This is a genomic window from Brevundimonas aurantiaca, from assembly GCF_904830995.1.
In the GTDB taxonomy this organism is placed as follows: domain Bacteria; phylum Pseudomonadota; class Alphaproteobacteria; order Caulobacterales; family Caulobacteraceae; genus Brevundimonas; species Brevundimonas aurantiaca.
The window spans coordinates 2,413,185-2,432,301 of sequence record NZ_CAJGVD010000001.1; the positions used below are offsets into that span (position 1 = coordinate 2,413,185).

Sequence of the window (19,117 nt, forward strand, 5' to 3'; positions counted from 1 at the left end):
TCACATTTCCTTGGCCTTACCTGGCTACCGCAGAGGTTCCGGCGTCCGTCAGCCTTAACCTAAGCGAGAGCGGCGCCGGCCGCAGTGTGCGATGGGTCGAACCAAGGGGGCTTCGTTAACCCTCTCGCTCCTAGAGCCTTTTTCGTCGGTCGAGTTGTTAAGCGTATGAGTACCCTATGAGTTTGTTTCGCATCTTCTATGTCAGCGACGCCGTGGGCGACGCGGGCGCGGGGCTTCTGCCCTTGATCGACATCATCGGGGCCTCGGATCGGAACAACCGGCGCGACCACGTGACCGGTTTCCTGCTGCGGCATCAGGACCGATTCTTCCAGCTGCTGGAAGGCGGGCGGGTTGATCTGGAGCGGTTGATGGGCCGGCTGGCGGCCGACCGCCGTCATCAGAATATTCGGGTCCTGGTCGATACGCCGGTGGACCGGCGTCTCTTTCCGCAATGGGCCATGGCCCAGATCGACCCCCTGCCCAGTCTTGAACCGATCTTGACCCGTTTGGCCGGGACGCGGCTCCTGTCGGAAGTGACCTTCGAAGTGGATCAGGTGATCGCCGACGCCCGTCTGGCCCTCGACGGGACGCGCTGACGGGGCCGCACGCGCCATTCCACCGCCCTCGCCGACGGTCTAGAGACGGGCATGGCCTTTTCTGACGATGAAGTCGAACGCTACGCCCGCCATCTGGTGCTGGCCGAGGTCGGAGGGCCGGGGCAGCAGGCGCTGAAGCGCGCCCGCGTCCTGGTCGTCGGCGCGGGCGGGGTCGGAGCGCCGGCCGCCCTCTATCTGGCGGCGGCGGGCGTCGGGACGTTGGGCCTGATCGACGACGACGTCGTGGCCCTGTCCAATCTTCAGCGTCAGATCCTTTTCGCCACCGCCGACGCGGGTCGGGCCAAGGTGGAGGCGGCGCGGGACCGATTGGCCGGCCTAAATCCGCATGTCGCGATCCAGACCTTCGCCGAACGTCTGACGCCCGAAAACGCAGCGCGCCTGATCGCCGACTTCGATCTGGTTCTGGACGGGACCGACGACTTCGCCACGCGCCATACGGTCAACGCCGCCTGTGTGGCGGCGGGCAAGCCCCTGGTCTCGGGCGCCCTGGGTCGGTGGAGCGGTCAGGTGGGGGTGTTTGCGGGTCGGCCCTGCTATCAGTGCCTGACGCCCGAGGTTCCGCCGGATGCGGAGACCTGCGCGCGCGTGGGGGTCGTCGGCGCCCTGGCGGGGGTGATCGGTTCGATGGCCGCCCTGGAGACGATCAAATGGATCGCAGGCGCGGGTCAGAGCCTTCAGGGGCGGCTGCTGATCTATGACGGCCTGGCGGGAACGGCCCGAACGGTGCGGATCGCGCCTGATCCCGCATGCCCGGTCTGCGGCGGCTGATCCGCCCGTCTCAGTCTTCGCGGCCTCAGGCGGCGGTTTCGAATCGCACGTCGTCCAGGGCCAACTCGGGCAGGGGAGCGGCGAAGCCCAGGGCAGGATTGCTGAGCACCGTCACCAGCCGCTCGCCGCAATAGAGGCAAAGAGTTTCGAATCCCGGCCAAGTCGCCGCCACATCGGCCAGGGCCCGGTCGGCGGCGCGATCGTCCTCGGCCTTCAGAACGCAGATGTCACGCACCGGAACACCCGGCAGGTTGACGATACAATAGTAGGAGTCCAACGCACGCTTCCCTTACAGGCCGCCGAAACGATCCCTGATCGCGGCGGTTCCTCCAGTGATCGGCGTTTTCGACAGGGGTGTGAGGCCCCCCCGACAGTCCTGTGAAATCGGTCCTAAAGCATCGCCGGAATGACCCGGTCGGGCGGGCGATGGCCGTTCTGGAAGGTCATAACATTGGCGATGACCCGGTCGCCCATGTCCTGGCGCGCCTCCAGCGTCGCCGAACCGAGGTGGGGCAGGAGGACGACGTTGGGATGGCCCATCAGGCCCGGATGGATGGCCGGCTCATGTTCGAACACATCCAGGCCCACGCCGGCGATCGCCCGCGCCGCCACCGCCTGGGCCAGAGCCGCCTCTTCGATCAGTTCGCCGCGCGCGGTGTTGATCAGGATGGCATGGGGCTGCAGCCGCGCCAGGCGTTCGGCCGACAGAAGATGATGGGTCTCCCGTGTGGCTGGACAGTTCAAGGAGACGATGTCCATCCGCGCCAGCATCTGGTCCAGGTCGTCCCAATAGGTGGCGCCCAGCTCCTCGGCGATCAGGTCCGAGACGGGCTTGCGATTGTGGTAATGCACCTGCAGGCCGAAGGCCTTGGCGCGACGGGCCAGGGCCTGGCCGATCCGGCCCATGCCGACGATCCCCAGCCGCTTGCCCCACAGCTTGCGCCCGCACATCCAGGTCGGGGTCCAGCCCTCGAAACGGCCTTCGGCTACCACCTGGGCCCCTTCGACGATGCGGCGGCTGACGGCCAGGATCAGGCTCATGGCCAGGTCGGCCGTATCCTCGGTCAGGACGCCGGGCGTATTGGTGACGATGATGCCGCGCGCCACGGCCGCCTCGACGTCGATATGGTCGACCCCGGCGCCGAAGTTGGCGATCATCTTCAGCTGTTCGCCGGCGCCGTTGATCAGGTCTGCGTCAATGAGGTCGGTGATGGTGGGCGCCAGGACCTCCGCCCGCTGAACCGCCGCCTCCAGCGCCGCCCGGTCCATCGGCTGGTCCTTAAGGTTCAGCTCGGCGTCGAACAGTTCGCGCATCCGCGTTTCGACCGCGTCCGGCAGGCGTCTGGTTAATACGACCTTAAGCTTGCGAACGGACATTGCGGGCCTTGGTTAGCGGGCGATGGTTCAGGATCGAAGCCCGCGCGACGGGTCGTTCCAACTGTGTCTAGCAAAGCCGCCGCCATCTTCCAAAGCCTGCGACGCCGCACCGCCGTCGCCCTGGCCGTTCTGGGCCTGGGGGTGATGGCCGGCGCCGGCGCGACCATGCCCGATGGGCGCCCCACCCCGACGGGGCTGGAGGTGCCGCGCTGGATCTCGCTGAAGTCCTCCCACGTCCGCGCCCGCCAGGGGCCGGGGCTGGATTATCCGATCCTGTGGGAGTATCGCGCCGCCGGCCTGCCGGTCCAGGTGATCGCCGAGACGACCGAATGGCGAAAGATCTGCGATCCGGACGGGGCCGTAGCCTGGATTCACCGCACCGTCTCTTCCGGCCGCCGCTATGTCTTCAACACCTCGGCCGAAGAGGTGATGATCCACGCCGGCAAGTCCCAGGCCTCGGCGGTCCGTGCGCGACTGTCGCCCCGGTCCCTGGTGTCGCTGGACGAATGCGAGGACGGCTGGTGCCGGGTGCGGGCGCGCCGCCTGCGCGGCTGGATCCAGGAAAGGGCCGTCTTCGGCGTCCAGCAACGCGCGCTATGCAACGCCAACCGGCCTGCGGGAACCGGTCGAGGCTGAAGGGTCGATGACCGCCGCTGTTGAGCGAAGCGGCGCGGTCGTGTAACCCGCAGGCAACAGCAGACCTGACGGAATCGCCTTGACCCAGTCCCAATATCCCTCGTCCTTCGATCACGAGGCCCTTCTCGCCTCCGGGCGCGGCGAACTGTTCGGTCCCGGCAACGCCCAACTGCCTGCGCCGCCCATGTTGATGTTCGATCGGATCACCCAGATCACGGCCGACGGCGGCGCCCACGGCAAGGGCTATGTGGAGGCCGAGCTGGATATCCATCCCGACCTCTGGTTTTTCCAGTGTCACTTCATCGGCGATCCGGTCATGCCCGGCTGCCTGGGTCTGGACGCCATGTGGCAGCTGGTCGGCTTCTATCTGGGCTGGATCGGCGGGCCCGGCCGCGGCCGAGCGCTCGGCGTCGGCGAAGTCAAGTTCACCGGCCAGGTGACGCCGGACATCAAGAAGGTCGTGTACAAGATCGACCTGAAACGGGTGATCAATCGCAAACTGGTCATGGGCATAGCCGACGGCGTGCTGGAGGCCGACGGCGAGGTCATCTACACCTGCAATGACATGCGGGTGGGACTCTTCGGCGCCGCCAAGGACGAGCAGGCGGGCGCCTGAACACCTATATAACCGCGGACAGCGCGGAAGACCCCCAGGGTCGAGAAGCTAGAGTAAGGAAACACCATGCGTCGTGTCGTCGTCACCGGCCTGGGCATCGTCTCTTCCATCGGCCACGGCGCCGAAGAGGTGACCCAGTCCCTGCGCGAAGCCCGTTCGGGCGTCGTCCATGCGCCTGATCACGCCAAATACGGCTTCCGCAGCCAGGTCTGGGCCCCGCCCAAGATCGGCCCGTGGGAGGAACTGGTGGACCGCCGCGCCGCCCGCTTCCTGGCCAACGGCACGGCCTGGGCCCACATCGCCTTCGAAGAAGCGCTGAAATCTTCGGGCATGACGGCCGACGAGATCAAGGACGACCGCATCGGCCTGATCGTCGGCGAGGGCGGCCCCTCGACCCAGGTCATTCTTCAGGCCGCCGCCACCACCATCGAAAAGACCTCGCCCAAGCGCATCGGGCCGTTCGCGGTGCCGAAGGCCATGGCGTCCGGCCCCTCGGCCGTGCTGTCGACCTGGTTCCAGATGCGCGGCGTCAACTATTCGATCAGCTCAGCCTGCGCGACCTCCGCCCACTGCATCGGCGCCGGGGTCGAACAGATCCAGTGGGGCAAGCAGGACGTGGTCTTCGCCGGCGGCTGCGAGGACATCGACTGGTCCATGTCGAACATGTTCGACGCCATGGGCGCCATGTCGTCGAACTTCAACGACACCCCCTCGGTCGCCTCGCGCGCCTATGACGTCAACCGCGACGGCTTCGTCATCGCCGGCGGCGCCGGCATAGTGGTGCTGGAGGAATACGAGCGGGCCAAGGCGCGCGGCGCGACCATCTATGCCGAGGTCACCGGCTATGGCGCCAATTCCGACGGCTATGACATGGTCGCCCCCTCGGGCGAGGGCGCCCAGCGCTGCATGAGGATCGCGCTGGAACAGGCCGGCAACCCGAAGATCGACTATCTGAACCCGCACGGCACCTCGACCCCGGTCGGGGATTCGAAGGAAATGGAGGCCGTGCGCGCCGTCTTCGGCGATCAGATGCCGATGATCTCCTCGACCAAGTCCCTGACGGGCCACTCGCTCGGCGCGGCGGGCGCTCAAGAGGCCATCTACTGCCTCTTGATGATGCAGAACGGTTTCGCCGCCGAGAGCGCCCATATCGAGACCCTTGATCCGGCCTTCGAGGGCATGCCGATCCTGCGTCAGCGCCACGAGGGCGAGCTGACCCACGTCATGTCCAACAGCTTCGGCTTCGGCGGCACCAACGGGACCCTGATCCTGTCGAAGGTGTGAGACGCGCAGGGGCGACCCTCCGACCCTAGGTAGTGTCCCTCGGCCCGGCGAAAGCCGCGGTTAGGGAATCCCGTGCATGCTGCAGGCCGGGAGAAACACAAGAATGCACGCGCGTTACGCACGGATCGCCGAGGCCAGGCAACGCGAGATTAAGGTCAGGGTCGGCTTCGCCGTCTTCATCGCCTGCACCGTCTGGGCGCTAGCGCCGTCGAAATGGCCGGCGATCTGGCTGGCGCTGGTCTTCGCCGGACAGTCGGCCGACTGGATCGTCTTCGGCGCCATCCGCAGGCTGGGAGGGGGAACGCCCTCGCGGGGGCTCAGGATCGCCGCCTGCATCAGCCTGTTCGTAAACAGCATCTTCTATTCCGCCATCGCCGCCTATCTGTGGGCGGACGGGGGTGGGTCCCAGATGGTGTTCGGCAGCATCCTAATCGCAGGGGCGCTGCTTCATGTGACCATACACCTCTATCATGAGCGTGAAATCCTCATCAGCGCCGCCACGCCGCCCGTCGTCTACTTTCTGGCCCTGCCCGTCATCCACGGCTATGTCCTGGGCCAGCCGACCGATCTTCTCGTGGCCGTGGGTTGCGTCCTGTACATGACCCATCTGCTGGTCGCGGTGCGGCAGAGTTCACAGACCAACCGCGCCATTCAGATCGCCAACGACCGAGCTCAGGAGGAGCGCCGCAGGGCCGAGGTGGCCAGCGCCGCCAAATCCGACTTCCTCGCCGTGGTCAGCCACGAAATCCGCACCCCCATGAATGCGGTGGTCACTTCGGCCAATCTGTTGGAACGGTCCCAGCTCGATCCGGCGCAGAAAGAGCACGTGGTGATGCTCAAGGACGCCAGCGAGGTTCTGATCGGCCTGTTGAACGACGTTCTCGACTTTTCGAAGATCGAGGCCGGAAAGATGGAGCTGGAAGAGGCGCCCGTCGATCTGGCGGACAAGCTGAAGGCTCTCGAACGGATGTGGGCGCCCAAGGCGCAGGCCGCCGGCGTCGCCTTTGAGGTCTCCCTGCCTGACGACCTGCCGCGCCACGTGCGGACCGATCCGCTGCGGCTGCAACAGATTCTGTTCAATCTCGTCTCGAACGCCGTCAAGTTCACGGCGACGGGACGGATCGAGGTCCGGGCCCGCTGGAACGCCGCCCTGGGCCGGTTGACCGTCGCGGTGACCGATACCGGATGCGGTATTCCCGACGACCGCCTGCCCTATGTCTTCGACGTGTTCGAACAGGTCGATGCGGGGGTGACGCGCCGGCACGGGGGCTCAGGCCTCGGCCTGGCCATCACCTGCAAACTGGCCCAGCTGATGGGCGGGTCCGTGTCGGTCGAAAGTCGATTGGGAGAAGGCTCTATCTTCACGGTCGATCTGCCGATGGGGATCGCCGCCGCCCCCTCGGCGACCCTGGCGGTCAGCGCACCCTCGACCTTCGCACACGGGCTGGACATTCTGGCGGTGGACGATCACCCCGTGAATCGTCGGATCGTGGCCCTGCTGCTCGAGCCCATGGGGTGTGTCCTGACCTTCGCCGAAAACGGTCAGGAGGCTGTGGAGGCGGCGGCCCTGCGCCGGTTCGACGCCATTCTGATGGACATGCAGATGCCGGTTATGGACGGATTGACGGCGACGCGGGCCATTCGCTCGGACGGGCCCAATGCCGGCACGCCGGTCATCGCCCTGACGGCCAACGCCCTGGAGACCCATCGCGCGGCCTGGGCGACGGTGGGGGTGGACGACTTCGTCACCAAGCCGATCGACCCGGCGCGCCTCGCCTCGGCGCTGGAGGCGGCCGTGCGAGGCGAGGCCGCCTTGGCCGCGACGGCCTGAGCGGCGCGCAATCGGATCAGCGCGCCGGGGCGGCGCCGTCTCCGACAAGGCCGGCCTGAGGCCGTGGTCCCGCCTTCAGGTGAGCCCTACCGCCCCGTCGATCCGAACCCCCCCGCGCCCCGCGCGGTGTCGTCCAGGGTCTCGACTTCGATCCAGTCCGCCCGTTCGTGTTTGGCGATCACCAGCTGGGCGATGCGTTCGCCCCGGCGAATGACGAAGTCTTCATCGCCGATATTGGCCAGGATGACGCCGCACTCGCCGCGATAGTCGCTGTCGATCGTGCCCGGCGCATTGGGGCAGATGATCCCGTGCTTCAGGGCCAGGCCCGAGCGGGCGCGGACCTGGGCCTCATAGCCCAAAGGCAGGGCGATCTTCAGCCCCGTGGGCACCAGGGCGCGCCGGCCCGGCGCCAGGGTCAGGGGCTGATCCTCGGGCACGGCGGCGCGCAGGTCCATGCCCGCCGACCCGGCCGTCTCATAGGCGGGCAGGGGCAGGCCCTCTGCGTGGGGCAGGCGCAGGATCTGAACGGAGACGGCGTCGGTCATTGGGCGCTCTTGAAGTGGTCGGCGATACGGTCGGCCAGGGCGGCGGCGACGGCGGTCTTGGATTGGCGGGGCCAGGCCTCGGCGCCCTTGGCCGTGACCAGCAGAACGGCGTTGCCGTCGGATCCGAACACCTCGTCCGAGACGTCGTTACCGACGATCCAGTCGCAGCCCTTCCTCGACAATTTGGCGCGGGCGTTGGCCTCGAGATCGGTGGTCTCGGCGGCGAAGCCGATCACCAGGGCGGGCCGGTTCGGTCCCGGCGCGGCGACCCCGGCCAGAATGTCCGGGTTCTCGATCAGGGCCAGGGTCGGCGGTCCGCCCGGCCCCTTCTTGATCTTGCCCCCGGCGACGGTGTCCACCCGCCAGTCGGCGACGGCGGCGGACAGGACGGCGATGTCGGCCGGCAGGGCGGCTTGCGTCGCCGCCTGCATCTCCAGGGCGCTTTCGACGTCGATCCGGGTGACGCCGGGCGGAGCGGACAGGGCCGTGGGGCCGGACACCAGCGTCACCTCCGCCCCCCGCTGGGCCAGGGCGACGGCGACGGCGTAGCCCTGTTTGCCGCTGGAGCGATTGGTCAGGCCGCGCACCGGGTCGATCGGCTCGAAGGTGGGGCCGGCCGTGACCACCGCCCTTCGTCCGGCCAAAGGTCTGGGGCCCGTCAGCAGGTTCTGGATCGCCTCCACTATGGCCGCCGGCTCAGCCATTCGGCCGGGTCCGTACTCGCCGCAGGCCATCTCGCCCTCATCCGGTCCGACCACGGCCGCGCCGTGGAAGCCGGGGAAGCTTTTCAGCCGTTCCATATTGGCCTGGACCGCCGGATGCTCCCACATCCGCACATTCATGGCCGGCGCCAGCAGCACCCGCTTGTCCGTGGCGATCAATGTGGTGGAGGCCAGGTCGTCGGCGATCCCATTGGCCGCCTTGGCGATCAGCCCGGCCGTCGCCGGCGCCACGACCACCAGATCGGCCCAGCGCGACAGCTCGATATGGCCCATGCTGGTCTCGTCGTCCGGATGGAACAGGCCGGACCGCACCGGATGGCCGCTGAGCGCCGCCAGGGACAAAGGCGTGACGAACTCGGCCCCCGCTTCGGTCAGGATCACCCGGGTTTCGCCGCCCGCCTTGGCGATCAGACGCACCAGCTCCAGCGCCTTATAGGCCGCTATGCCGCCGCCGACGATCAGCAGCACCTTTCGGTCGGTAAGCGCGCGCATGTCCATGGCCCCGCTCTAGCGGTCTCAGGCGACGGCGTCGAGGCGATCAAAAAGAACATTGTGCGAACAATAGAGTTGTGCTTACGTCGCCTTAAGCGAGTGTCGGAGGGGAAGATGATCGCGCTGAGGATAAGAGGGGCCGTTCCGGTCTCGTTTGGCTTGATGCTGTGCGGCCTCATGGGTCTGGCGGCTTGCGACAACAGTTCGGCGGTGCAGACGCGCGATCGGACGGCGTCGGCGCCCGTCGGGGCCGGCGACCCGTCCTCCGCGCCGGTCGAGGCGACTGCGGCGGAAACGGCCAAGCCGGTTTTGACCGCCAGCCGGCGGGAAACGGTGGGCGCCAAGATCGCCCGCCTCTATGCGCGCAACGGCGCCGATTTCGGCGCGGCCTCGGCCGAAGCCTATCTGGACAAGGTGACCGCCTTCACCACCCGGCCGCCCGGCGACGCCGAGACGGTGAAACGGCCGAACGGCGACACCCTGATCTATCAGGCCTCGACCAACACCTTCGCCGTGGTGGCCAAGGACGGCACGCCCCGCACCATGTTCAAACCGACCACCGGGGCCGACTATTGGGCCGAGCAGAAGGCGGCGGCCCCGACCTTCGGCCAGAGGCGGAGATCGACGCAGGAGGCCGGCTGATATAGAGGGCGGGGTTCCCTGCCGCTCTTCCGGACCTCGCCCATGGCCGACGCCCCCTCTGCCGCGCCCCCGCTCAAGACCGCCCTGATCTATGATTTCGACGGCACCCTGGCGCGCGGCAACATGCAGGAGGTCAGCTTCATCCCTTCGGTGGGCATGGACGTCGGCGCCTTCTGGGGCGAGGCCGAGGCCCTGACCAAGGACGCCGACGGCGACGGCATACTGATGTACATGCAGCTGATGTTGCACCATGCGCGCCAGAACGGCGCCCCTGTGACGCGCGAGACCCTGCGTCGCCACGGCGAGGCGGTGGCCCTGTTCGAAGGTCTGAAGGACCTCAGCTGGTTCGACCGGATGAACGCCTTCGGCGCCCGATACGGGCTGGAGATCGAACACTATATCGTCTCGGCCGGGCTGGAGGAGATGATCGACGGCACGCCGATCCGGCCCGCCCTGACACACGTCTTCGCCTCCCACTATGTCTATGACGAAAAGGGCGAGGCGGCCTGGCCGGCGGTCGGCGTCAACTACACCACCAAGACCCAGTATCTGTTCCGCATCAACAAGGGGGTGAAGAACCACTGGGAGCACGAGCGGATCAACCACTTCATCCCCGACGACCAGCGGCCGGTGCCCTTCGACCGGATGATCTTCATCGGCGACGGCGACACGGACGTGCCGACCATGAAGATGATGCACACCAAGGGCGGCTTTTCGATCGCCGTCTATGACCCGCGCTCGAACGAGAAGGACCAGAAGAAGGTCTATTCCCTGATCTCGGAGGATCGGGTCAATTTCGTCGCCGCTGCCGACTATCGCGAGGGCTCGGCTCTGGACCTGATCGTCAAGGGGCTGATCGGCCGGATCGCCATCAACGCCGGGGCCATGCCGGCGGGGATGTAGGCCTAGCGGCCCCCGGCCCTCACCCAGGCGTCGCGCGCCCCGGCCAGCCGGGCGGGCGCCAGGCCGCGCAGGGATTTGGCGCCCGTCTGTTTCAGACCCGCCTCCTGCCCCTTTTGCCAGACCAGGGTCGCCTCATAGGCCAGGCCCTCGGCCACATCGATCACCACCACCTGGGCCGGCAGGGCCGCGCTGCGGTCCAGCCTCAGCCGCATTCCCGTGTCCGACAGATCGACGATGACGCAGACCGTCTCCAGCCCCGCCGCGCTGACCACGCCGCGCGCATTGACGGTGCGACGAGCCTCGCCGCGTCGATCGGCGGGCAGGGCGGGCTTGGATCCGAACAGACGCATGGGGAAACTCGGCCTTGGAAACACTGCCGTCCTGCAACGCGCACCGACGACAAAGGCGCCGGGCGGCCTGACCTCAGTACGGGGTCTTGGGGCGGGTTCTTAGGGCGGGTTCTCAGTGCTGGTTCTGCGGCAAGCGCACGACCAGGCCGTCCAGCGCCTCCGACACCCGGATCTGGCACGACAGCCGGCTGTTGGGCTCGACCTCCTCGGCGAAGTCCAGCATCGACTCCTCCATGGCCGAGGGTTTGCCCGTCGCCTCGCGCCAGGCCTCATCGACATAGACATGGCAGGTGGCGCAGGCGCAGGCCCCGCCGCAATCCGCATCGATCCCCGGCACATTGTTCCGGATCGCGCCCTCCATGACGGACAGTCCCGGTTTCACGTCGACCACGTGCTCGGTTCCGTCATGCTCGATATAGGTGATGCTGGCCATGCGCCGCTCATATCAAGCCGGGGGGATGGTGCAAGGGCGGATGGGAGGCGGGGGGTGGTTGATGCGTGGTGTAGGGGCCTAAGGCTGAAGCTGACTCATATTAGGACGTTGGGAAGGTCTGCTTTCAGGTGTCTAAATCTTTAGCGTCGCCTTTAAATTTTGATTAGAGAATACTTGTATGACAATTTCTAAGAGAAGGGGTTCTGCAAAATTCACAATGAATTCCTCGTCGCTGTCGAGAAATAAAAATTCGCCAACCTTGCTGTGCGCGATAGAGCTACGAATGCGATAAATGAAATAAGCACTTAGATTTGTCGCAAGTTTGTCACGACTTCCTTGATCTGTTGCTAGCCTCTCATGTTTCAACTTAGCTTCAGTCAACTGCTCTTCTGCGCAGAGTTTCATGAATTTCTGCCACGACGGCTCGTCCGGCAAGGGATTGCCACTTTTCGAATATACGCGAAAGATTTCTGCCGACTTTTCCTCATGACAAGACAAAGGGTAAAATCTTGGGAAAATTGCGAGCTTGTCGTCGCAATAGTTTGCAATCAAATGCTTTAGTCTCTCTATTTCATTTACGCCATACAAGCTAATTATTCTGCCGAACCCTGCCAGATCATCCCCAACAGCCTTCATTTGTTTTAGTATAACGTAATCGAATAGCAGTTCCAGGCAGTGGTACAGTTTAAGAAATCTTTCGAATGCGCTCCTCGCCTGTACGTACCGGCTGAATGCCTGCCGATGGTGCGCGGTGGGCAGCGTGATTGACGAGTGTCCGATTACGACGTCGCTCGGCGGCTGCATCGCCAGAGGGGGCGTCGGGACGTGACTAAACTTGCCCCAAAGTGGAGCGCTGTCCATGTACCGGGCCGCGTAGTCCGCGAGATACGGCTCATCCAGCACTAGGTAGTCGCTCTGAAATGTATATGGCTGATCCAGAGCTCCCGGCGACACATCGGCGAGATACGCGACGTATTGCCAGCGCGTCAGCGTGGACGGATCAACCTCGATTAGCCGCCGGGAGAAGCAGATGGTCCCGAGCTGCGCTCCGCCCTCGTCACGGAACTCAAGATCTTCCTCCGTCCGCACCGATGCATTCACGTGCGTGATGGGGATCGCCACCAACCCGCTGACGGCGAGATACTCGCCGGCGCTGGCGGCGGTAGAGGGGTCGACCCCTTCCACGACCGGAAGGACGTCGCTAGCCGCGCGGACATTCTCGGGAGACATTGGTCAGTCCGCCGCGATGGGCCAGCATTGCTCTAATGGGATTTCGCCGGATTCTCGAAAAAATTCCTTGAAGCCGTTGGTTAGCAGGCGGCGTGTCGCCAGACCAACGTTAATGCGGCGGGGGTTGGTGCCGACGCGCAACTTCTCAAAAATCTCCAGTCCTAGAGGGTCGTCTCCCTCGCCTGCATCCGTCAGCATCTGAAGCAACACGTTTAAGGCCTGTTGAACCCTGTCTTTCTTCTTCGGATCCGAGCCGCCGTATTGAGCCACGGCAGCGAAGAATGCCATGATGACATTTTCCGTCGCGAGCCAGTTTGCGTACGCGCCGCCGTGGATGCGGGGGGCCTTCGTGGGTTCTGCGTCTTCTGGCGGCACATCCTCCAATGGGACGTTTGCGGACTTGTAGACGCGCGTCACACACTCATCGAGACCTGCATAGCTTGTGAGCCAGCGCGTGAACTCCTCGAACTGACTAGTAATCTCCTCCTCGGTGGCGTCGAGGGCGTTTGCTTCCAGCAGCTGGTTGGCGATTACGTTGCCTTTCTGCAGCTCCGCTGAGCCTGTGATGAAGGCCTGGTAGGCAGATACAATAGCGGCCAACGCGAACTTCTTCGCTTTTGTTCTTCTGGAGTTATCGCGCTCTGTATATATGTCTAGGTCTGGAATCTGCTTCTCTATAGATGTCTTCAATGACATAAATAGGAGTTCTATTTGATGTCGAATGGACATCGGCTTTTGGCCAGCATTAAGGATAATTATCCTGTAAATAAGCTTATCTATATCTGCTTCAAGCCAAAACTCGACATGAATGTTCTGACCTTTGACGAAATCGACCCCCTCTTTCTTAAGGTCGGTGATTATATACGTGCGTTGAAGGCCATCCAAAATATCCACCTGCCCATGTGTGGACAGCGCCGTCGCTAGTTTTTCATATAGAGAGCGATCCGCTTCAGCCTCTTCGAACAGCGGAATAATCGTGCTGACCTTGTCCGGCTTAACCGCCAACGTAATAGACGGCAGCAAGGCTCCACCAGCGATATCCACCTTTAGGCGCTGATATGCCTTGTGGTTTTCGCGACGACGCTGAATCGTGAAGTTCTCAAACTCATCGCCGACAACTTCGAGGTAATCCTCGATAGGCAACTGCGCGTATACAACTGGAGTATTTGTACGCAGGTCCCGCGCCAATCCAAGAACCCGAATGTCCATTGCCCACCTTCTGAAAAACGGCTCGCTACCGTGGCCTCTGGAGCCAACTTTTACAAGTTGGCCGTAGCTTCAGAGGTTTGCCGCGGAAACGGCCTATTGTTGCTGGCCGGGTAGGGTGTGGCTATGGCGCGGACGAGATGCTGCCTTTGTCGCTTCCCCGAACGGCCAGCTTCTGGAGATGAGCCAGGGTCAATAATTGGCGCTGTGCCGACAAGACCCTCGGACCCAAAGCGACCGAACAAGCAGCAAGCGTCTCGGCAACCACCCTTGGAATCATGAGGCCGGGTCCGGCACTTCAGGTAACGCCTCGCCGCCGGTCTCTGGCAGGTTCCCAAGCTCCTCTTCCCAGAACACGTCCTTAAACATCAGCCAGCCTGGCTCGCTTATTGCGGTCGCGTTGATCTCGGCGATGTCTTCGGCGTCGAGCCGCGATCGCCGGAGCTTAAACGTCTCTTCTTTGGGGCTAATGGTGTAGAGCTTGATCTGGGGCTGGTCGTTCAACAGCCGCACCATGCTGCTGATCACCGCATGGTCGCAGCGTAGCCCGAAGTGGATCGCGCTAATTCGAAACGGAAGCTCCTTGACGCCATTGTCTTCACGAACGTCGCGCCACTCCCTCTCGTACTTCCACTCCGAGGACTTCGCATAGAAATAGGTCTGGAGAACACGATCCCTGGCAGCAGCGTCGTCTGAGCCTTTCCACCGCGCAAGATCGCTCGCTTTGACGGCCCGAGGCGCGCGATAGCTGACGGGCCCTAGGTTCGGATGCTCTTGGTCAGTCGTGTCGTACTCGACGCAGATCCCGCGATGCTCGTCGGCGTAGTGGCTCCACATTAATGCGGAGGACCAGGTGGCGGACAACGATAGGACACCATGCTGCGAGAATTCGTCGTCGAGCTCGTCCTTGATGTCGCGCGCGAGCATCCGAACGAGGTAAGCCTCAACATCCTTGTCTGTCTCGAAGTCCCCGTACTCCGTCGACATATAGCGAAGGTAGCCCACTCGGTCGGCGGCCTGCTTCTTCTCCAGCCGCCGCAAGAGCATTCTGTAAAGAAGCTTCTCCAGCGTCGCCCGACCTACATCCACGTCAAAAGTCGGGTCGCAATCCAAAGGGTCGTTGAAAGTCCTCGGCCGAGAGTAGTGGACTTCGGCCTCAGTCACGCTGCGTAGAGCTCGAACGCCGAAAGCGCGATATTTATAGAGCTTGTTTGGCATCATGCTCCCCCGGGGCCAGATTGCCGACTTCAGTCTGAAGGGCAATGCCGGCGGCGCACGGGGGCGTGCTCATGGGCGGCGAATGCACCACTCGCTCCTTTTGCGAATGTCGCCTTCCTTGAACGGGGCCGATGGCAGCTTCTGGCGCAAGCCAGGCCCTCACCCCTCCGCCGCCACATACACCCACGCCCCCACGCCCGCCTCCGTCGTCACGCGCACCCGGCGATAGGCCTCGCCCTCATAGGCGTCGGCGGCGGTCAGGTCGGCGGGGGTCACAGGATAGAGGCGGCCGGGGACGGGCGGGGCGGCGTCCGGCGTCGGGATCAGGATCGGATAGTGGGTCAGGCCGGTCTCGGCCGTGATCTGGGGGTCGTCGATGGCGGGATCTTCGACGGGGATGTGCGACAGGCGAAAACCGCTCAGTCGGTCGGGGGCGCCGGGCCCCAGGTCGCGGCCGAAGACGGCCGTCTGGACCGCCGGGTCCTGCAGCGTGCCATAGGCGAACAGCAGGCTCCCGGCGGTCATTGAGGCGTCAGGCCCAGGCGGCGGTCAGGCCGCCTGTTTCTTGCGGCCGGGGGCGACCATCAGCTTCTTGGTTTCGGCGATGGCCTTGGCCGGGTTCAGGCCCTTGGGGCAGACCTGGGCGCAGTTCATGATGGTGTGGCAGCGGTACAGTTTGAACGGGTCTTCCAGGTCGTCCAGACGTTTCTGGGTGGCGTCGTCGCGGCTGTCGGCGATCCAGCGATAGGATTGCAGCAGGGCCGCCGGGCCCAGATATTCCTCCTGGTTCCACCAGTAGCTGGGGCAGGAGGTGGAGCAGCAGGCGCACAGGATGCACTCGTACAGGCCGTCCAGTTTTTCGCGCTCGGCCGGGGTCTGGAGCCGTTCCTTCTCCGGGTCGGGCTCGTCCGACTGGAGATAGGGCTGGATGGAGTCGTACTGGGCGTAGAACAGGCTCAGGTCCGTCACCAGGTCCTTGACCACCGGCTGGTGCGGCAGGGGGGAGATGGTGATGTTGTGCGAGGCGCACTCGTCCCAGCCCTTGGTGCAGGCCAGGGCGTTGCGCCCGTCGATGTTCATCGAGCAGGAGCCGCAGATGCCTTCGCGGCACGAGCGCCGGAACGACAGGGTCGGGTCGATTGTGTTCTTGATGTGGATCAGGGCGTCCAGCAGCATCGGCCCGTGATCGTCGGACGAGACCTCATAGACGTCCCAGCGCGGGTCGGCGTCGACCTCGGGGTCGTAGCGGTAGACCTTGTAGGTCTTGACGTTCTTGGCGCCGGCCGGGGCCTTGTGGACCTTGCCCTTCGTGGGCTTGGAGCCGCGGGGGAGGGAGAGTTGAACCATCTGCGTTCGACCTCAGTAAACCCGAGCCTTGGGCTCGATGTACGCGATGTCGTCGGACATCGTGTAATTGTGCACGGGGCGGTAGTCGATCTGGACCTGTTCGCCCGGGCGCTTCCACGCCAGGGTGTGTTTCATCCAGTTCGCATCGTCCCGGTCCGGATAGTCCTCGCGGGCGTGGGCGCCGCGCGATTCCGTGCGGTTCAGGGCGCTCTCGATGGTGACGACGGCCTGGGCGATCAGATTGTCGTACTCCAGCGTCTCCATCAGATCCGTGTTCCAGATCAGTCCGCGGTCCGTGGTCTTGATGTCGGAACCGGCGGCGTCGATGGCGCGCAGCTTGTCCGTGCCCTGTTGCAGGGTGTCGCCGGTGCGGAACACCGCCGCATCGGCCTGCATCGCCTTCTGCATCGCCAGGCGCAGCTCAGCCGTCGGGGTGGAGCCGTCAGCGTTGCGGAAGCGGTCCAGCCGGGCCAGGTGGGCGTCGGTCTGGGCCTTGGAGGCGGACGGCACGGCCGAGGCCTTGTCCACCACCTCGCCGCAGCGCAGGCCGACGGCGCGGCCGAACACCACCAGGTCGGTCAGGGAGTTGGACCCCAGGCGGTTGGCGCCGTGCACCGAGACGCAGGCCGCCTCGCCCACGGCCATCAGGCCGGGCACGACGCTGTCGGGGTTTCCATCACGAAGGGTCAGCACCTCGCCGTGATAGTTCGTGGGAATGCCGCCCATATTGTAGTGGACGGTCGGCAGGACCGGGATCGGCGCCTTGGTGACGTCCACGCCGGCGAAGATCTTGGCGCTTTCGGAAATGCCCGGCAGGCGCTGGTGCAGGATCTTGGGATCCAGGTGGTCCAGGTGCAGGAAGATGTGGTCCTTGTTCGGGCCCACGCCGCGGCCTTCACGGATTTCGATGGTCATGGAGCGCGAAACCATGTCGCGCGGGGCCAGGTCCTTCACGGTCGGGGCGTAACGCTCCATGAAGCGCTCGCCTTCCGAGTTGGTCAGATAACCGCCCTCGCCGCGCGCGCCCTCGGTGATCAGGCAGCCCGCGCCGTAGATGCCGGTCGGGTGGAACTGGACGAACTCCATGTCCTGCAGCGGCAGGCCGGCGCGCAGCACCATCGCATTGCCGTCGCCGGTGCAGGTGTGGGCCGAGGTGGCGCTGAAATAGGCCCGGCCGTATCCACCGGTCGCCAGAACCACCATCTTGGCGCGGAACTGGTGAAGCTGACCGTTGTCCAGTTGCAGCGCCGTCACGCCGGTGCAGGCGCCGTCCTGCATGATCAGGTCCAGCGCGAAATATTCGATGAAGAACTTCACCTCGCGGCGCACCGACTGGCCGTACAGGGTGTGCAGGATGGCGTGGCCGGTCCGGTCGGCGGCGGCGCAGGTGCGCTGCACCGGGCCTTCGCCGAAGTTGCGGGTCATGCCGCCGAAGGCGCGCTGATAGATCTTGCCTTCCTCGGTGCGCGAGAAGGGCACGCCCCAGTGTTCCAGCTCATAGACGGCCTTGGGCGCGTTGCGGACCAGATATTCGATCGAGTCCTGGTCGCCCAGCCAGTCCGACCCCTTGACGGTGTCGTACATGTGCCACTGCCAGCTGTCCTCGCCCATATTGCCGAGCGAGGCGGAGATGCCGCCCTGGGCCGCCACGGTGTGGGAGCGGGTCGGGAAGACCTTGGTGACGCAGGCGACCTTCAGCCCCTGCTGGGCGGCGCCGAGGGCCGCGCGAAGGCCCGAGCCCCCGGCGCCGACGACGACGACGTCATATTCGTGATCGATCAGTTCGTAAGCGGCCATCTGGGGATCAGGCTCCGAAACCGGCGGGCAGGGGCGCAGAACCCAGCGCCAGCCGCACGATGAAGAAGACGCTGGCGGCCGCCAGCACGAGAAGGACCAGGTTCAGCAGGCCCGTCAGGGCCTTGCGGGCGCCGACCTGGGGCACATAGTCCTCGAGGATGACCTTCCAGGCCAGGCTGAGGTAGCCGAACAGCAGCACCGCCGTGACCGCCGTCAGGCCGGCGTTCAGCGGCCTGGCGAACCAGGTCATGACGGCGTCATAAGAGGCGCCCGCCAGGGTGAAGCCGGTCGAGGCGACCCAGACGCCCAGCGGCAGCAGCGCCGTCAGCAGCACCCGCTCGGCCAGCCATTCGCCGGCGCCGTGGCGCTCGGAAATCTTGACGTTGTTCTTGAACTTGGCGGCGCCGCTCACAGCGAAACCCTCCCGACAGCGAACAGGACGACCCAGAACAGGATCGCCAGGGGAACGGGCGCCCAGACCGCGATGTTCGACAGCGCAGTCGCCGACTTGATGGTCAGACCGTTGCCCGTGTCGTTGATCGTGTGGCGGGCGCCGTTCAGGATGAAGGAGAACAGGACCACCGTCAGGCCGAAGCCGACGAACAGGCCCAGCGGCGAGCCCGCCAAGGCCAGGGCCGTCTCATAGGCCTCGGGCCCGAACGCCAAGGCGCCCAGCCAGGCGACGACGAAGACCAGGCCGACGGTGCCGGCGATCAGGGTCGCGCGGAACAGGATCGAGGCGGCCATGGTCACGTGCCAGCGCCAGATTCCCATATGGGGCGAGAGCGGGGTCAGATGGCCGTTGGGCTGGATGACGAAACGACCGGTTCGGTCGCCCGATGCAACCCCCGGGTTCGGCTTGGGCTGAGTCATGCGAATGCTTCTCAAAAGCGAATGAATTCAATCGCCGTGTGCGGTTGCGAAGGCTTTTGTGATCCTAGAGGGACGGTGTCAACGGACCGTTGATCACTTAGCGGATTCTAGCGTCGCTCAGGCCGATGCGTGTCGAAATCGCGATATTCAAGGCATGATCGATCCACGCTCCGCCTGAGATGCAGGTTTTACGCGGCGCCCTGGGTTTTGGATCGCGGCGCGCCGCCAAG

22 protein-coding genes are annotated in these 19,117 nt (G+C 64.9%); 8 read left to right on the top strand and 14 right to left on the bottom strand.

Translation table 11 applies throughout. The features are described from left to right. Positions 1–176: 176 nt before the first annotated feature. Both JMT67_RS11850 and JMT67_RS11855 read left to right on the top strand, forming a co-directional pair. A complete protein-coding gene (locus tag JMT67_RS11850; protein ID WP_152949361.1) occupies positions 177–596 on the top strand; it encodes a BLUF domain-containing protein in 420 nt (139 codons plus the stop codon). A 51-nt stretch (positions 597–647) separates the two neighbouring features. After that, a complete protein-coding gene (locus JMT67_RS11855; protein ID WP_201463566.1) occupies positions 648–1,385 on the top strand; it encodes a HesA/MoeB/ThiF family protein in 738 nt (245 codons plus the stop codon). A gap of 25 nt (positions 1,386–1,410) precedes the next feature. Here JMT67_RS11855 and JMT67_RS11860 read toward each other — a convergent pair whose 3' ends face one another. Both JMT67_RS11860 and JMT67_RS11865 read right to left on the bottom strand, forming a co-directional pair. Continuing rightward, complete coding sequence (locus tag JMT67_RS11860) at positions 1,411–1,662, bottom strand: hypothetical protein (protein ID WP_054764550.1); 252 nt, start codon at positions 1,660–1,662, stop codon at positions 1,411–1,413. Between the two features lie 113 nt (positions 1,663–1,775). Further along, entirely contained in the window at positions 1,776–2,762 is a 987-nt protein-coding gene (locus JMT67_RS11865; protein ID WP_054764551.1) for a 2-hydroxyacid dehydrogenase, read from the bottom strand. A 63-nt stretch (positions 2,763–2,825) separates the two neighbouring features. Between JMT67_RS11865 and JMT67_RS11870 the strand changes: the two genes are divergently transcribed. From JMT67_RS11870 to JMT67_RS11885, 4 genes are all read left to right on the top strand, one after another. After that, positions 2,826–3,398, top strand: a complete 573-nt coding sequence (locus JMT67_RS11870) for an SH3 domain-containing protein (protein ID WP_224761158.1) — start codon at positions 2,826–2,828, stop codon at positions 3,396–3,398. Between the two features lie 79 nt (positions 3,399–3,477). Then, positions 3,478–4,014 (top strand): 3-hydroxyacyl-[acyl-carrier-protein] dehydratase FabA, encoded by a 537-nt coding sequence (fabA, locus tag JMT67_RS11875; protein WP_152949363.1) that lies wholly within the window; start codon positions 3,478–3,480, stop codon positions 4,012–4,014. 66 nt (positions 4,015–4,080) lie between these two features. Next, on the top strand, positions 4,081–5,298 hold the full coding sequence (fabB, locus tag JMT67_RS11880; protein WP_183216167.1) for a beta-ketoacyl-ACP synthase I: 1,218 nt from the start codon (positions 4,081–4,083) through the stop codon (positions 5,296–5,298). A 103-nt stretch (positions 5,299–5,401) separates the two neighbouring features. Then, positions 5,402–7,129 (top strand): ATP-binding protein, encoded by a 1,728-nt coding sequence (locus JMT67_RS11885; protein ID WP_201463567.1) that lies wholly within the window; start codon positions 5,402–5,404, stop codon positions 7,127–7,129. Positions 7,130–7,215: 86 nt separating this feature from the next. Here the strand turns inward: JMT67_RS11885 and dut are convergent, their stop codons facing one another. Together dut and coaBC are read right to left on the bottom strand one after the other, a co-directional pair. Continuing rightward, entirely contained in the window at positions 7,216–7,674 is a 459-nt protein-coding gene (gene dut / locus JMT67_RS11890) for a dUTP diphosphatase (RefSeq protein WP_152949366.1), read from the bottom strand. Further along, complete coding sequence (gene coaBC / locus JMT67_RS11895) at positions 7,671–8,894, bottom strand: bifunctional phosphopantothenoylcysteine decarboxylase/phosphopantothenate--cysteine ligase CoaBC (protein ID WP_201463568.1); 1,224 nt, start codon at positions 8,892–8,894, stop codon at positions 7,671–7,673. The genes dut and coaBC overlap by 4 nt, the downstream gene beginning before the upstream one ends. A 108-nt stretch (positions 8,895–9,002) precedes the next feature. Between coaBC and JMT67_RS11900 the strand changes: the two genes are divergently transcribed. Further along, positions 9,003–9,530 carry an S-type pyocin family protein gene (locus tag JMT67_RS11900; protein ID WP_233455871.1) on the top strand — a complete coding sequence of 176 codons (528 nt, stop codon included), beginning with the start codon at positions 9,003–9,005 and terminating at the stop codon, positions 9,528–9,530. A 42-nt stretch (positions 9,531–9,572) separates the two neighbouring features. Then, positions 9,573–10,433 (top strand): haloacid dehalogenase-like hydrolase, encoded by an 861-nt coding sequence (locus JMT67_RS11905; protein WP_054764558.1) that lies wholly within the window; start codon positions 9,573–9,575, stop codon positions 10,431–10,433. Positions 10,434–10,435: 2 nt separating this feature from the next. Here the strand turns inward: JMT67_RS11905 and JMT67_RS11910 are convergent, their stop codons facing one another. From JMT67_RS11910 to sdhC, 10 genes are all read right to left on the bottom strand, one after another. Beyond that, entirely contained in the window at positions 10,436–10,783 is a 348-nt protein-coding gene (locus JMT67_RS11910) for a PilZ domain-containing protein (protein WP_152949368.1), read from the bottom strand. A gap of 112 nt (positions 10,784–10,895) precedes the next feature. Then, positions 10,896–11,216, bottom strand: a complete 321-nt coding sequence (locus tag JMT67_RS11915; RefSeq protein WP_054764560.1) for a 2Fe-2S iron-sulfur cluster-binding protein — start codon at positions 11,214–11,216, stop codon at positions 10,896–10,898. 132 nt (positions 11,217–11,348) lie between these two features. Then, complete coding sequence (locus tag JMT67_RS11920) at positions 11,349–12,446, bottom strand: hypothetical protein (protein ID WP_201463569.1); 1,098 nt, start codon at positions 12,444–12,446, stop codon at positions 11,349–11,351. Between the two features lie 3 nt (positions 12,447–12,449). Then, complete coding sequence (locus JMT67_RS11925; protein ID WP_201463570.1) at positions 12,450–13,655, bottom strand: hypothetical protein; 1,206 nt, start codon at positions 13,653–13,655, stop codon at positions 12,450–12,452. A gap of 273 nt (positions 13,656–13,928) precedes the next feature. Further along, positions 13,929–14,870: a DUF2971 domain-containing protein gene (locus JMT67_RS11930; RefSeq protein ID WP_201463571.1), complete on the bottom strand. Its 942-nt coding sequence runs from the start codon at positions 14,868–14,870 to the stop codon at positions 13,929–13,931. A gap of 159 nt (positions 14,871–15,029) precedes the next feature. Next, a complete protein-coding gene (locus JMT67_RS11935; protein ID WP_201463572.1) occupies positions 15,030–15,395 on the bottom strand; it encodes a gamma-glutamylcyclotransferase family protein in 366 nt (121 codons plus the stop codon). A 24-nt stretch (positions 15,396–15,419) separates the two neighbouring features. Further along, positions 15,420–16,217: a succinate dehydrogenase iron-sulfur subunit gene (locus JMT67_RS11940; protein ID WP_054764563.1), complete on the bottom strand. Its 798-nt coding sequence runs from the start codon at positions 16,215–16,217 to the stop codon at positions 15,420–15,422. Between the two features lie 12 nt (positions 16,218–16,229). Then, positions 16,230–18,014, bottom strand: coding sequence for a succinate dehydrogenase flavoprotein subunit (sdhA, locus tag JMT67_RS11945; protein WP_054764564.1), 1,785 nt, complete (start codon positions 18,012–18,014; stop codon positions 16,230–16,232). A gap of 7 nt (positions 18,015–18,021) precedes the next feature. Further along, positions 18,022–18,426 (bottom strand): succinate dehydrogenase, hydrophobic membrane anchor protein, encoded by a 405-nt coding sequence (gene sdhD / locus JMT67_RS11950; RefSeq protein ID WP_201463573.1) that lies wholly within the window; start codon positions 18,424–18,426, stop codon positions 18,022–18,024. Further along, positions 18,423–18,887 carry a succinate dehydrogenase, cytochrome b556 subunit gene (gene sdhC / locus JMT67_RS11955; protein ID WP_191557860.1) on the bottom strand — a complete coding sequence of 155 codons (465 nt, stop codon included), beginning with the start codon at positions 18,885–18,887 and terminating at the stop codon, positions 18,423–18,425. The genes sdhD and sdhC overlap by 4 nt, the downstream gene beginning before the upstream one ends. Between the last annotated feature and the right edge of the window lie 230 nt (positions 18,888–19,117).